Source organism: Agromyces zhanjiangensis, from assembly GCF_040496055.1.
Classification (GTDB): domain Bacteria; phylum Actinomycetota; class Actinomycetes; order Actinomycetales; family Microbacteriaceae; genus Agromyces; species Agromyces zhanjiangensis.
Window position 1 is genome coordinate 121,599 of the sequence record NZ_JBEPKB010000003.1, and the last position, 14,040, is coordinate 135,638.

11 protein-coding genes are annotated in these 14,040 nt (G+C 72.0%); 6 read left to right on the top strand and 5 right to left on the bottom strand.

The window, feature by feature from the left end; genetic code table 11:
- Nucleotides 1-40 precede the first annotated feature (40 nt).
- Together ABME02_RS06820 and ABME02_RS06825 are read right to left on the bottom strand one after the other, a co-directional pair.
- Nucleotides 41-2,803 (bottom strand): PQQ-dependent sugar dehydrogenase, encoded by a 2,763-nt coding sequence (locus tag ABME02_RS06820; protein WP_353814520.1) that lies wholly within the window; start codon nt 2,801-2,803, stop codon nt 41-43.
- A gap of 129 nt (nt 2,804-2,932) precedes the next feature.
- A complete protein-coding gene (locus ABME02_RS06825; protein WP_353814521.1) occupies nt 2,933-4,075 on the bottom strand; it encodes a sugar phosphate isomerase/epimerase family protein in 1,143 nt (380 codons plus the stop codon).
- A 299-nt stretch (nt 4,076-4,374) separates the two neighbouring features.
- Here ABME02_RS06825 and ABME02_RS06830 point away from each other — a divergent pair, with 299 nt between their 5' ends.
- Nucleotides 4,375-5,763, top strand: a complete 1,389-nt coding sequence (locus tag ABME02_RS06830; protein ID WP_353814522.1) for an MFS transporter — start codon at nt 4,375-4,377, stop codon at nt 5,761-5,763.
- Nucleotides 5,764-5,791: 28 nt separating this feature from the next.
- The gene (locus tag ABME02_RS06835) at nt 5,792-7,192 is read left to right on the top strand and encodes an FAD-binding oxidoreductase (RefSeq protein WP_353814523.1); all 1,401 of its coding nucleotides are present in this window, start codon (nt 5,792-5,794) and stop codon (nt 7,190-7,192) included.
- A 27-nt stretch (nt 7,193-7,219) separates the two neighbouring features.
- On the opposite strand, the gene ABME02_RS06840 is transcribed toward ABME02_RS06835, so the two are convergent.
- On the bottom strand, nt 7,220-8,053 hold the full coding sequence (locus tag ABME02_RS06840) for an alpha/beta fold hydrolase (protein ID WP_353814524.1): 834 nt from the start codon (nt 8,051-8,053) through the stop codon (nt 7,220-7,222).
- A 197-nt stretch (nt 8,054-8,250) separates the two neighbouring features.
- On the opposite strand from ABME02_RS06840, the gene ABME02_RS06845 reads away from it, so the two are divergent.
- Entirely contained in the window at nt 8,251-8,733 is a 483-nt protein-coding gene (locus ABME02_RS06845) for a hypothetical protein (protein ID WP_353814525.1), read from the top strand.
- Here the strand turns inward: ABME02_RS06845 and ABME02_RS06850 are convergent.
- Together ABME02_RS06850 and ABME02_RS06855 are read right to left on the bottom strand one after the other, a co-directional pair.
- Nucleotides 8,702-9,361, bottom strand: coding sequence for an SDR family NAD(P)-dependent oxidoreductase (locus ABME02_RS06850; RefSeq protein WP_353814526.1), 660 nt, complete (start codon nt 9,359-9,361; stop codon nt 8,702-8,704). The genes ABME02_RS06845 and ABME02_RS06850 overlap by 32 nt on opposite strands.
- 107 nt (nt 9,362-9,468) lie before the next feature.
- A complete protein-coding gene (locus ABME02_RS06855; RefSeq protein WP_353814527.1) occupies nt 9,469-10,932 on the bottom strand; it encodes a DUF6421 family protein in 1,464 nt (487 codons plus the stop codon).
- A gap of 347 nt (nt 10,933-11,279) precedes the next feature.
- On the opposite strand from ABME02_RS06855, the gene ABME02_RS06860 reads away from it, so the two are divergent.
- The 3 genes from ABME02_RS06860 (at nt 11,280) to ABME02_RS06870 (ending at nt 13,900) form a co-directional block, all read left to right on the top strand.
- On the top strand, nt 11,280-11,792 hold the full coding sequence (locus ABME02_RS06860) for a hypothetical protein (protein ID WP_353814528.1): 513 nt from the start codon (nt 11,280-11,282) through the stop codon (nt 11,790-11,792).
- Between the two features lie 125 nt (nt 11,793-11,917).
- Complete coding sequence (locus ABME02_RS06865) at nt 11,918-13,480, top strand: polysaccharide deacetylase family protein (protein WP_353814529.1); 1,563 nt, start codon at nt 11,918-11,920, stop codon at nt 13,478-13,480.
- A gap of 147 nt (nt 13,481-13,627) precedes the next feature.
- The gene (locus ABME02_RS06870) at nt 13,628-13,900 is read left to right on the top strand and encodes a hypothetical protein (protein WP_353814530.1); all 273 of its coding nucleotides are present in this window, start codon (nt 13,628-13,630) and stop codon (nt 13,898-13,900) included.
- Nucleotides 13,901-14,040: the final 140 nt, after the last annotated feature.

The following is a 14,040-nucleotide window of genomic DNA, read 5'->3' on the forward strand; positions in this document are numbered from 1 at the left end:
GTGGGCGGCGGCGGGGACGAGCCCCGCCGCCGCCGGGGTGCTACTCGAGCTCGGCGATCACCGCCTCGACCGCGCGGATCATGAGCGCCGCCGCGTCCGCGTCGGTGCGCACCCGCTGGGGCGCCTTCTCCGCGATGAACTGCAGTCGCTCGATCGCGAGTGCCGTGTCGCCGGCCTCGAGGGCCGCGTCGACCTCGGCGAGGACGTCGCCGAACGAGGCCTCGACACCGCGGGTGATCCGGCCGTCGTCCTCGAGCGCTCCGAGCAGGGCCCGGATGTCGGAGACCGAGGTCGTGAACACGAACTGGTCGAGCAGGACCCCGCCCGTCGACGTCACGACCACGCGGCCGGTGCCCTCCGGCACGGTCACGAGCGGCACCGAGACATCCGCCCAGCCCTCGGAGTCGACCGCGAAGGTCGCGAAGGCGTCGGCGTCCGCGTCACCCCAGTGCAGCGACACCTCGCCCTCACCCGAGGCGCGGACGGTGGCACCCGTGATGCCGCCGAACTCGACCGGCGTGTAGGCGATCCACTCGTCGGCGTCCAGGCCCGCCAGGTGGCGGAGGCCCTCGGCCGACTCGTCGTCGACGACGGTCACGTCGCCGCTGCGGGCGTCGTTGTGCTCGGCCTGCAGTGCACGCGGGTTGAGCAGCGTGACGTCGTCACCGGTCAGCGCCGGCGCCGTGTCGGTGCCCAGGTCGGTGTACGAGGCGCCGATCTGCGCGTAGATGTTCTCGGTCTCGCCGTGCCCGGCCTCGAGCGCCATCTCGACGGTCGCCGTGCAGCCGTTGCCCGTGAACAGCGGGTGCGTGTGCGTGTTGTCGTGGCCGAGGCCGTAGCTCCACAGCACGCGCTCGCAGTCGATCTCCTCATCGGGGTCGGTCACCCGGACCTCGAACTCGATCTCGTCGCCCCAGTCGGCGAACGAGCCGTTCGCCGGGGTGACGATCTCCACGACGGGCGCGGTGTTGCCGACCGTGACCGTGACGGACGCGAGGCTGACGCGGCCGCCCTCATCGGTGACCCGCACTCGGGCCTGGTACTGGCCGTCCTCGGTGAAGGTGTGCGACGCGGTCGCCTCACCGTCCTCGAACGTGCCGGTGCCCTCGAAGTCCCACGCGTAGCTCAGTGCGAGCCCATCGGGGTGGGTCGACTCGGATGCGTCGAAGTCGACCTCGAGCGGTCCCTCACCGGACGTGGGCGAGGCGTCGAGGATGACGCGCGGGCCCTTGGTGCCCTCGACGTAGTCGACGCGGTACAGGCCGGCGTCGGGGTTCGGGCGGAAGAAGCCGTCGCCGTAGTCCAGCACGTAGAGCGAGCCGTCGGGACCGAACTCGAAGTCGATCACGTTGTCCCACGGCGGCATCCCGGCCGCGTTCAGCGACGCGTTGGGCAGGAAGTCCTCGATCTTCGTGACCGGCCCGTCGGGGTCGTCCTGCGAGAAGGCGAAGACACGGTCGCGTGAGAACTCGGCCATGAACGCCTTGCCGTCCCAGTACGCCGGGAACTTCGTCTCCGACGGGTTCTCCGCGTCGTAGCGGTAGGTCGGGCCGCCCATCGGCGCCTGGCCGCCCGAGCCGAACTCCGGCCACGGCTGGTGCTCGGGGCGGTCGCCGTACCAGATCTGCGGTGCGGTCGCCGTCGGGAGCTGGTCGAGCCCGGTGTTGTACGTGCTCGTGTTGAGAAGCGTGCCCTCGCAGTCGAACCACTCGCCCTGGGTCGCCGTCTCGAAGTCCCAGTCGTTGTAGTTCGCGTTCGGGCCGTGGCAGTACGGCCAACCGCCGTTCATCGGCACGGTGGTCGACTGCCACTCGACGTAGCCCATCGGCCCGCGGAGCTCGTTCGCCGTTCCGGCGTCGGGACCGTACTCGCCCCACGTGACGGCGCCGGTCTCGGTGTCGTAGTCCATGCGGAACGGGTTGCGCAGGCCCATCACGAAGATCTCGGGACGCGTGTCGGCCGTACCCGGCGCGAACAGGTTGCCCTCGGGGATCGTGTAGCTGCCGTCCTCCTGGACCGAGATCCGGAGGATCGCACCGCGGAGGTCGTTGGTGTTGCCGGCGCCGCGACGCGCGTCGAACCCGGGGTTCCATCCCGGACGGTCGTTGTTCGGGGCGTAGCCGTTGGCGCCGGGCGTGCTCGCCGGCGTGTTGTCGCCCGTCGAGAGCAGCACGTTGCCGTCGTTGTCGAAGGCGACGTCGCCGGCGACGTGGCAGCACTGCCCGCGCTGGACCTCGACCTTGATGATGACCTGCTCCGACGCGAGGTCGAGCGAGTTCGACTCGGCATCCCATTGGAATCGGCTGAGCTGGTTGTAGCCCTTCCAGATGTCCCAGTACGAGGCGTCTTCGCCTGCCGGGAGCTCGCGCGGCGCCGAGCCGACCGGGGTCGTCTCGGGGTAGGGCGCCTCCATGATGCGGGGCGCGTAGTAGAGGTAGACCCAGCCGTTCTCCTCGAAGTCCGGGTCGAGGGTGATCGTCTGCAGCCCGTCCTCCGAGTTGGAGTAGACGTCGAGCTGGTTGACGACGGTGGTCGTGCCCTGCGCCGGGTCCGTGAGGCGGACCTGCCCGTTGCGGGTCGTGTGCAGGACCCGGAGGTCCGGGAGGACGGCGAGGTCGATCGGTTCGCCGACGCCCTGGGTTCCCGCGAGCCGGACGCGCTCGTAGTTGGCCCAGGTCGTGGCCGAGACCTCGTCGCCGTGGTCCTCGCCGTCATGGGCGACAGCGGGCCCCGCGACGAGGACGGATGCCGCGACGGCGGCTCCGACCACGAGCGCCGCGAGGCGTGAACGTGTGAGATGCATGGATGTGCTCCAGTCAACGAATGGAAGGAGGTTCGGCGGGATCCATGTGTGTCCGGGCCGCGCGGGGAGTTGGGTCACCCGCGCGGCCCGGGGTCGTGCGCCGGCCGCGGACGCGGCCGGGGTGATGCGTCAGCCGCGGAGTGCGGCCAGGTTCTGGTACGACGACGCGGCGTTCTCGAGCGACATGGTCGGCGAGGACATCGGAACGGACGAGGCGTTGTCCTGCTCGTACATCGAGTTGTGGTATCCCTTCGCCCCGATCCGCTGGAAGAACGTGGTGAAGTCGATGTCGCCCGCACCGAACGGCACGATCGAGTAGCCCGCGGCGCTGTCGTTCTTCGCGCCATCCTTCGCGTGGAAGAGCGGGAACCGCGTGGACTGCTCGGAGACGAGCCCGGCGGGGTCGAACCAGTCGTCCACCACGCTGCCGTCCGGAGCGGTGTAGCTCTGGTAGCGGTGCTGCGCGACGTGCGCCCAGTAGATGTCCATCTCCAGGTAGACGTAGTTCGGGTCGGTGTTCTGCAGGAACCACTCGAGGCGGCGCAGGCCGCTCGACCTGGTGGGGTTCCCCGACGCGTCGAGCGGGCCGCTGTCGAGCAGGAAGCTGTACGCCTGGTCGTGGTTGTGCGTGTACAGCTTCAGCCCGTGCGAGGCGGCGCGCTCTCCGAACGTGTTCCAGACCTCGGCCGCCGTCTCCCAGTCGGCGAGGTAGGAGCTCCGGGACGGGTCGTTGCCCGTGCCGATGTGCCCGAATCCGAGGATGTTGGCGATCTCGCACTGGGCGTCGAACTGCGCGAGCGTCGCCTCGGTCACGACGCTCGGGATCGAACCGTGGTTGCCCTCGGCCTCGAGCCCGTTGTCGTCGAGCCACGTGCGCAGCAGCTGCGCGCCGGCGACGTTGTTGAGGTTGCCGCCCTCGGAGTTGGAGTTCTGGTTGTAGCCGGCGAACTCGATCTGCTTGTAGCCCTGTCGCGCGAGCTCCTCGAGGACCTGCTTGAAGCCCGAGGGCAGGCCCGGGTTCGTCAGCGGGTTCCGGCCGATCGCGTCGCGGACCGTGAAGAGGATGATGCCCCGCTTGCCGGGCGGGACGAGCACCCCGTTGCCGCCCGCGGCCGCGGGCGCGGCGTGGGCGTGCGTGTGGCCGCCGGCCAGGCCGACCGCCGCAGCGGCCGCCATGCCCGTCGTCGCCGCGAGCAGCTGCCGGCGCGTGAGACCCAGCCGGGTCCCGAGGAGCCGGGCGTCGTGCTCGGCCTGTTCCGTCAGTTCATCCATGATGCTCCCTTGCACTGAACCGTTGTGGGGGGGTCGGGCGGAGCGCCCGAAACACGGGATCAGGACCCGCGCCCGGCGCGAAGGGTCACCATCAGCCACTCTTCGCACCGTTGCTCGTGAGTTGGCGTCCACGAACTTTTTCGGACACTACGGCATTTGTCAGTCTGCGGTCAAGCAAAAGAAATCGCTTGACGCGCGGCTTTTCACGTTCTACGGCAAAAGGACCGCGAACGGGGGGTGCCCGCCGAGTGAACGCCGGACGCTGGCGGCCGAGGTCCGGCGCGGGCATGATGGACCGCGTGGGGAGTCCGAGGCGCACGGCCGAGGCCGCCGCCGGCTCGGGCGACGACGGCGGTGCTGCCGCGCGGCGGGTCCAGGGCACCTACTACACGCTGACCCTCGGCAACACGCTCGCCGCCTCGTTCATCTGGGGCATCAACACGCTCTTCCTCCTCGACGCCGGCCTCTCGAACCTCGAGGCGTTCGCGGCGAACGCCTTCTTCAGCGTCGGCATGTTCGTCTTCGAGATCCCGACCGGTGTCGTCGCCGACACCGTCGGACGCCGCGCCTCCTACCTGCTCGGCACCCTGACGCTCGCGGCCACGACGGCGATGTACTGGATGCTCTGGGTCTGGCAGTCGCCGTTCTGGGCCTGGGCGATCGTCTCGGTGCTGCTCGGCCTCGGCTTCACGTTCTTCTCCGGTGCGATCGACGCCTGGCTCGTCGACGCGCTGCAGGCGACGGGGTATCGGGGAAGCCTCGAGTCCGTGTTCGGCCGGGCCATCGTCGTCGGCAACGTCGCGATGCTCGGCGGGTCGGTCCTCGGCGGCGTCATCGCGCAGCTCACGAACCTCGGGGTCCCCTTCCTCATCCGCGCCGGGATCCTCGTCGTGATGTTCGCCGTCGCCGCGATGCTCATGCGCGACCTCGGTTTCACGCCCGAGCGAGGCGTCGGTCCGGTGAAGGCGACCGGCGAGGTCTTCCGGGCCTCGGTGAAGTACGGGCTGGGGCGCCGACCGGTGCGCTGGCTCATGTTGACGACGCCGTTCACGACCGGTGTCGGCTTCTACGCGTTCTACGCGCTCCAGCCCTACCTCCTCGAGCTCTGGGGCGATGAGGGCGCCTACTCGATCGCCGGGCTCGCGGCCGCACTGCTCTCCGGGGCCGGCATCGTCGGCGGGCTCCTCGCCCCGGTCGTCCGCCGCCGCTTCCGCAAGCGGACGTCGGTGATCCTGCTCGCGACCGTGCTCAGCACCGTCGTGCTGCTCGCGCTCGGGCTCGTCGCGAACTTCTGGCTCGCGGTCGTGCTCATCGCGCTCTGGGGCGTCTCGTCGTCGATCGACGACCCCGTGCACCGCGCCTACCTCAACGACATGATCCCGTCGAAGCAGCGGGCGACGGTGCTGTCGTTCGACTCGCTCCTCGGCAGCGCGGGAGGCGCCGTGATCCAGCCGGCCCTCGGCCGCGCGGCCGACATCGGCGGGTACGGCTTCTCGCTCCTGTGCAGCGGCGTGGTCCAGGTGCTCGCGGCACCGTTCGTGCTCCTCAGCCGCGCCGAGCACGATCCGGCCGACACGGCGCGCCAGGTCGCCGACGGGGCGGGCGAGGAGACCGGCCCGGCGGGCGGCGACGGCGAGGCGGACGACGGCCCGGCGACGGATGCCACGATGCCGCCCACGACGACCTGACCGACCGCCACCCGAGGAGCCCCGCTCGATGCCAGCCCCGAACGCCTCCCCCGACGAGGCCGTCGCCCGACTCCGGAGCGACGTCTCGCCCGACCGGGTGCTGACCGAGCCGACGGAACTCGCGCGGTACGCGCACGACGACGCCGAGTGGGCCGACCACGTCGAGCCGCACGCGGTCGTGCTCGCGGAGTCCGTCGAGGACGTCGTCGCGGCGGTGCGCGCTGCGGCGGCGTCCGGCCTGCACGTCGTCGCGAGGGGCGCCGGGACCGGACTCTCCGGCGGGGCGAACGCCATGGCCGACTCGATCGTCGTCTCCCTCGAGCGGATGACCCGGATCCTCGAGGTCGACGCTGACGAGCGGCTCGTGGTCGCCGAGGCGGGGGTGATCAACGACGACCTCCGCCGGGCGGTCGCTGCGCACGGCCTCTGGTACCCGCCCGACCCGGCGAGCCATCGGATCTCGACGATCGGCGGCAACGCCGCCACCAACGCCGGCGGCATCTGCTGCGTCAAGTACGGCGTGACACGCGACTACGTGCTCGGCATGACCGTCGTGCTCGCCGACGGCGAGGTCGTGCGGCTCGGCCGCCGCACCGCGAAGGGGGTCACGGGCTACGACCTCACCGCGCTCATGGTCGGGTCCGAGGGCACGCTCGGCATCATCGTGGAGCTCACGCTGAGGCTGCGGCCCCTCGGCGGCCGCGAGGAGCGCGCGATCGTCGGCTCGTTCGACTCGCTCGAGGCGGCGGGCGAGGCGGTGGCCGCCGTCTCGTCGGCGGGCATCGTGCCATCCGCCCTGGAGCTGATCGACCGTACGTGCATCGAGGCGGTCGATGCCTGGCAGTCCCTCGGCCTGCCGCACGGCGCCGAGGCGATGCTGCTCGCCCGCGTCGACGAGGTCGGCGCGGCCGGCGAGACCTTGGCGGCTGCGGTCGCCGAGCGGATGGCCCGGGCCGGCGCCCTGGCGGTCGAGCGGGGCGTCTCGACCGAGGAGGTCGACCGGCTCTTCCTCGCGCGGCGACTCGCCTACCCGGCGCTCGAGCGGCTCGGGCCCGTGCTCACCGAGGACATCTGCGTGCCGCGCGGACGGGTGCCCGAGATGCTGTCGCGCATCCAGGCGAGCGCCCGCGACCACGACGTGGTCATCGCGAACATCGCCCACGCGGGCGACGGGAACCTGCATCCGCTGATCATCGCTCCGGAGGGCGACGACGCCGCGAAGGCCCGGGCGAAGCGCGCGTTCGACCGCATCGTCGACGACTGCCGGGCGCTCGGCGGCACGGTCACGGGGGAGCACGGCGTGGGGCTGCTGAAGCTGCCGGGCGCGGCGCACGAGCTGAGCCCGCGGGTGGTGGAGCTCCATCGTGCGATCAAGCGGGCCCTCGATCCGCACGGGGTGCTGAACCCCGGCAAGGCGTTCCCCGGCTGAGCTCGGGTCGCCCGGCGGCGTCCGGCATCAGCCCGAGACGTCGGCCCGCGGGTCGCCCTTCAGCCGGTCGAGCAGGATCCGATTGAACATGAGCGGCTGCTCGATGTTCGCCGCATGGCCGTCGCGCGCGATCACGACCGAGTCCGCGAGCGGGCTCAGCGCGGCCGCGGCGGCCGCGTGCTCGGCGGGCCAGAACTCGCTCTCGGCGCCCGCGATGAAGAGCACCGGCACATCGCACGCGGCCACCACCGGCCGCCAGTCGCGCTTCGCGTGGTCGTCCAGGAGGGCGAGTTCGGCCTCGGTGAAGGCAGGTGCACCGCCGCGCGGCACGTCGAGCGAGGTCAGCAGCCGCGCGATGCGGACGAGCCCCTTCGACTTCGCGGGGAAGCGCCCCGGGTCGGGGATACCGGTCGCGAAGCACGTGTCGCGATTGCCCTCGTCGTAGTCGTAGAAGCCGTGCGGCCAGTCGTCGGAGTTCAGCATGCACGGCGTCTGGTCGACGATCACCAGGTCGCGGATGCGATCGGTGCCGTGCTCGGCGACGAGGGCCCAGAGCGCGTCGCCGCCCATCGACTGGCCGACGAGCGTGGCGTCGGCGAGGTCGAGTGCGTCGAGGAGGTCGTGGACGTCCCGGCCGTGCCGCTCCATCGTGGGTTCGCCGTCGCCGGGCTCGGACTTCCCGTGCCCGCGTCGGTCGAGCGCGATGACGCGGTACCCGGCGCGCGCCAGGGGCTTCACCTGGTATCGCCAGCTCGTTGCGGGGGCCTTGAAACCCGCGACGAGCACGACCGGGCGACCGGTCGGGTCGCCGTACTCGAGGTAGTTCAGCCGGGTTCCGTCGGATGCGATGAAGTCGACCACGCTCCGCCCCTTCCGGTTCGTGTGGATGCACACTACCGGCGCTCGTCGGCTCAGGCGAGCGGGTCGGCTTCCAATCCCGGACGGCGACCCCGGCCCGGGGATGCATCGCCGATCCACAGCGGATGCATATCCGCCCTCCCTAGGGTCGGACGGGTCCGAATCGACGCCACGCGTCGCCGAATGAAACCGAGGTCTCCATGCCCGCGTCCCGCCGTTCCATCTCCCTCGCCGCGCTCGTCATCCCGCCCGTCGCGCTCGTCGCGTCGATCGCCGTGCTCGTGCTCGGCATCGTGATGACGATCGCCGAGAACGACGCGCTCGTCGCGGCGCTGAACAGCCCGGAAGGCACGGCCGCGGACGTGTACGGCGGCCAGTCGCGCGTCGTGGTCGCCGCCGCGGTCCTCACCGCCGGCATCCTCGCCGTGGTCGTGTCGCTCGCGACGATCGCGATCACGGGCAGCATCCGCGCGTTCGCGCCGCGCCCCGAGGCGCCCGCGGTTCCCACTGACCTCGTGGGCCACGAGGCCCTCGTCACGGAGGAGGACCTGGACGACGACGGCGTCGAGCTGTTCGCCGAGGTCGGCGAACCGACCACTGCGCCGACCACCGCAGTGCCCGCGGTCGAGCCGGCCGCCGACGACCGGGACGTCACCCCTGGAGCGTCGTCACCCGCCCGTTGAGCCCGGCGTCCGCAGCATCCGTCGCCCAGAGCGCGACGACCTCGTCGGCGAGCCGCTGCTCCAGGCCGGCCAGGGCCTGCACCCGGAAGGTGACGGCCGCACCCGGCGAGTCGGCCTTCGCGAAGCCGTCGGCGAGCGAGCGCATCCACGACTCGCTGGCGGCCTTGATCGCCGTGTAGTTCGCGCCGCCCGCGGTCGGCTTCTCGACCGTCGTCGACGAGACGATGGCGACGCGGCCGGCCGCGGAGGCGACGAGGTCCTCCCAGAAGACACGGCTCACGTGCCGGAGCGCCGTCAGCGAACGCTCGAGGAGGCGGTAGTCCTCGTCGGTCTGGCCTGGGATGCCGCCCCCTCCGCGCCATCCGCCGACGAGGTGGACGACGCCGTCGACGTCGCCGAGCTTCGCGTGCACGCGCATAGCGAGCTCGAGCACGTCGTCGCCGTCGGTGAGGTCGGCGCGCTCGCCGATGACGCCCGGGATCTCGACCTCGAGCTCGTCGAGGCGCCCCTGGTGCGTGCCGACCACGACGACCTTCGCGCCCTGGTCCACGAGCGCGCGGGCGACGGCGCGGCCGGAGGCGCTGGTCGCGCCGGCGATGACGAGGACCTTGTCCTGCAGGGTGTTCACGGTACGGGATCCTCTCATGCGCGAGTCACCCCGGACGACTCGGCTGCTGCCTCGGGTGGTCGTCCGGGGTGACTCGTGGGTGCCTCACGGGGCGAGGCGGTCCGGCGTCAGGCGTCGGCGGCGGTGATGCCCACCGTCGACTCGATGACGGGCTTCATCTTCCTGTCGAGCGCCTCGAAGAACATCGAGAGCGGGAACTCGTCGTCCATCACCAGGTCGGTGTAGCCCTTGGGCGGGCCCGCGAGCACCTCGCGGGGGAGGCCCTCGGCCCACGCCGATGCCGGGTTCGGGGTGAGGACCCCGCGGACGAGCTCGTACGCGGCGAGCCAGTGCGCGGTCTTCGGCCGGTCGATCGACTTCCAGTAGAGCTCGTCGATCGCGTCGCCGAGCTCGACGACGGCGTCGGGCACGGCGTCCCAGTCGAACGTGAGCTTCACGTCGGTCCAGTCCAGCACGTGCTTCTGGTGCAGCCACGCGAACAGCAGCTGGCCGCCGAGCCCGTCGTAGTTGCGCACGCGCGAGCCGGTGATGGCGAACCGGAAGATCCGGTCGAAGATCACCGCGTACTGCACGAGCTTCGAATGCTCCAGCAGCTGCGTATCGATCCCGTCGAGCTCCTCGCCCTCCGCCACCCGCGCCCGGAGCCCGCGCTCGATCTTGACCGACTCGCGGAACGCGGTCAGGTCGCAGCGCAGTTCCTCCAGCGAGTAGAGGAAGAACGGCATGCGCTGCTTGATCATGAACGGGTCGAACGGCAGGTCGCCGCGCATGTGCGTACGGTCGTGGATGATGTCCCACATCACGAACGTGCGCTCGGCGAGGTCCTGGTCGTCGAGCAGGCTCGCCGCGTCATCCGGCAGCTCGAGCTTGGTGATCTCGGATGCCGCGCGCACGACCCGGCGGTACCGGGCGGCCTCGCGGTCCTGGAAGATCGCGCCCCACGTGAACGGCGGGATCTCGCGCATCGCGACCGTCTCGGGGAACAGCACGGCCGAGTTCGTGTCGTACCCGGGAGTGAAGTCGACCAGGCGCAGGCTCACGAAGAGCTTGTTGCCGTAGTCGCCGGCCTCGAGGTGCGCGATGAACTCGGGCCAGATCGTCTCGACGACGAGCGCCTCGACGTGCCGGTCGGACGAGCCGTTCTGGGTGTACATCGGGAACACCACGAGGTGGCGGATGCCGTCGACGCGGTGCAGCTGCGGCTGGAACTCGACGAGCGAGTCGAGGAAGTCGGGGACGCCGAGTCCCTCGGCCTGCCACCGGCGGAAGTCGCCCTGCAGCGCCTCGAGGTAGGAGGCCTCGTGCGGGAAGCGCGGCGCGAGCGCGGCGATGGACTCGACGATCGCGTCGACGAGCGCGGATGCCTCGGGCCGAGCGGACTCCTCGGGGACGGAGCCATCCTTCACCTGCAGCCCCTGCAGCGTCGTCGCCGACTCCTTGAGGCGGATCCAGGCGGGGTCGGACTCGACGCCGTCGGCCAGCGCGATGAGCTCGGCCGTGATCTCGATGCGGGCCTCGTCCTCGAGGACCTCGGGTTCGCCAACGATCGTCTCAATGGTGCTCTGTGACATCGGAAACCTCCGTTCCTCATGGGTCGGGCCGCACGCAGGCGGCATCTGACGGCGCGGCGGATCCGCGCGCAATCCAAGGCTACGTTCGCGGGCTCCGCGATTGATTGCGGCCCGGCGCGGGAATGTTGCGTCGATAGCGGGATCTGCGCGCGGTTCCTGCGAGTCGATCGATCGTCCGCGACTCCATACGGAGCCGGTGCGGGATGTGCGGGCACTGAGGTGACCGTGCGCAAACACTGAGGAAACCTCGGGAAAACCGGTGCCCGTTCCGCGGGGGAGCACGGATCCGGGCCATCCGGGTGCGTCGTAGCTTCGGCCGTATCCCGACCGATGGAAGGAATGGAGCAATGAACACACGGACCGCGACGAAGGTGTTCCTCACCGGGTCGCTCGTGATGCTGATCGGCGGCGCGACCGCGACCGCCGCGTGGGGCGGTCCGGTCCGCGAGGACCGCGTCCCGTCGGCCGTGGGCCTCGCCCGTGGACACGTCATCGTCCGCGACGACCTCTCGCCGGCGGCGAGCGGATCGATCTCCTCGGTCTTCGAGGGCCTCGGGCAGGTGCAGGAGTTCGGCGCCGAGGCGCGTCGCGAGTTGCACTCGGTCGTCGCGCCGAGCGCGGTCGCCCCGTTCACGGCCGATGCGCGTCGCGAGTTGCACTCCCGGGCGACGGCCACCCCCAGCGCGGAGATGCAGGGCACGCGGCTCTCGGAGTACGCGGAGGCCATGCGATCGTCCTCGACCACCAGCGCGGACATGCAGGGCCAGCGACTCGCAGCCCAGGCCGAGGCGATGCGCGAATCCGGCTCCGGGGGAGTCGGGACCGACGACGACCTCTCGCCGCTCGGGAGCGGCCGATGAGGTCGGATCGCACGCGCACCACTGACGGGCGCGGCAGGTCGGATCGACCGCCGCGCCCGTCCTCGTCGGCGGCGCGGTCGGCCGGGCACCGTCGCGGCGCGCCGTCGCGCGCGTAGCCTGAACGCATGGGGGCGGCGAGGATGCGACGCCGACGGACGCGGACCGCGTTCGCCGTCGCGATCGTGCTCGGCATCGGACTCAGCGCGTGCGATCCGGCGGTGACGTCACCGCTCCCGGGCGATCCGGCGACGGCGACCGCCGAGCCGTCCGATCCACCCCCTCCGGAGACGGCGCCGCCGGAGGCGCAGCCGGGCCCCCTCGTGGTCGCCGGTCCCATGGCGCTCGGCGGCGACCGCATCGCCGCACTCGTCCCGCGCCTCGCCGCGATGCGCACCGACGCCTTCGCCGCGAACGCGCGATGGGCGGTGCCGCCGGGATCGACCGGGCTGGGCGACACGCTGACGTCGCGGGTCGCGGGCGCGCTCCGCGACGTCGCCGCCGCGCACGGCGCCGCCTGGTCGCCCGGCGTGGACCTCGTCGCCGGGGGCGCGAGCGCTCCGTGCGCCGGGGGCAGCGCGTACGCCGTGAGCCGCACGAGGCTCTCCGTCGACTGCTCGATCGTCGTGGCATCCGGCACCGTCGTCGGCGAGCGACTGGTGATCGTCAGGGTGCAGGCCGACGCCCCGACCGAGGTCGCCCGCGAGGTGTGGTACGCGGACGGCCCAGGCGGAGCGCCCCACGACGGCGCCGGGCTGTACGCCGACGGCTCCGCCGCCCGGGTGCTCGCGCTGGTGTCCGAGGCGCTCCGGTCGGCGTCCCGGATCGGCCCCGGCGAGGACCCGTTCGCCGGGGCGGCGGGGGAGGATGCCCGGACCCTGCTCGTCGACTCGGCGGCCGGAGCGACCGGTGTCGTCATCACGCTCGACGTGCCGGGCGTGGATCGCGCGAGCCCGACCTCGGTGCACGTGCCGTGGCGCCTGCTCGATCCCTTCCTCTCGGAGGCCGGAGCGATCGTCCGATCCGCCGCGGTCTCCGGCGACCCGTACGAGCCGCCGTCGGCGCCGAGCGGCGACGACCCGGTGGACTGCACGCTCCTGGCGTGCGTCTCCCTGACGTTCGACGACGGACCGAGCTCGCTGACCCCGGCCCTGCTCGACATCCTCGATCGGCAACGCGCCGCCGCCACGTTCTACGTCCAGGGCGCGTCGGTGGCACGCGATCCCGGGACCGCGGCGCGCACGGTGGCCGCCGGCCACGAGATCGCGAACCACACGTGGGCGCATCCCGACCTGACGAAGCTGACGGACGCCCAGGTGCGCGACGAGGTGCGACGCGCGCAGGACGCGATCTCGAACGCCACCGGCGTCCGAGCGACGAGCATCCGACCGCCGTACGGCGCGTCGGACCGACGCGTCCGGGCGCTCGTCCCGCTGCCCTTCGTGGTCTGGGACATCGACACCCGCGACTGGCAGGACCCGGGCGTCGACGTCGTGGTCGACCGGGCCGCGGGCGGCGCCGTGCCCGGCAGCATCGTCCTCATGCACGACACCCATGAGGACACGATCGAGGCCGTGCCGTCGATCGTCGAGCGGCTGAGGTCGAGGGGGTTCGCGACGGCCAGCGTCGAGGACCAGTTCGACGGCGCGCTGCCCGGGCCCGGCGCGCTCGTGAGCCACGGCCCGCGCTGACGCGTCCCGGCGGTGCACGACGAGGCCGAGCCGGCCTCGGGGAACTTGAGGGGTCGGGCCCCCGGATCTGAGGGTCGCCTCCCGATGCGGCGCGCGCACGCCGATCGTACGTTCGCCCTGTTCGAGTCCGATGAATGGGGGGCCATCATGGAGATCCGGAAGCACATCGTCGCCGTCGCACTCGCAGCGGGCGTGCTCGGCGCACTCGGGGCCTGCGCCTCGCAGGCGACGGTCGGGGACGACCGGGCGAGGGCCGACTCGGCCGCGTTGCGCGCAGCGGCGGCCGGCGGCGACGCCGCGGTCGCCCAGGGCGATCGCCTCGCCGCCTACGCGGCGGCGCTCGGCGGAGCATCCAGCGCCGCCCACATTCAGGGGCAGCGGCTCGCGAGCCTCGCCGACGCGATGGCCGCGGCCGACTAGACGGACGGGCGTCGACCGCTCGAACCACGGCCCTCGGCCGCGCCCGCCGACGGCGGGCGGTCGCGGGAGACCCGCGACCGCCCGTTCGGCGGGGTCCGCGACGACACGCCGATGCCGGGTGACCTTCGGTCCGGTGGTCG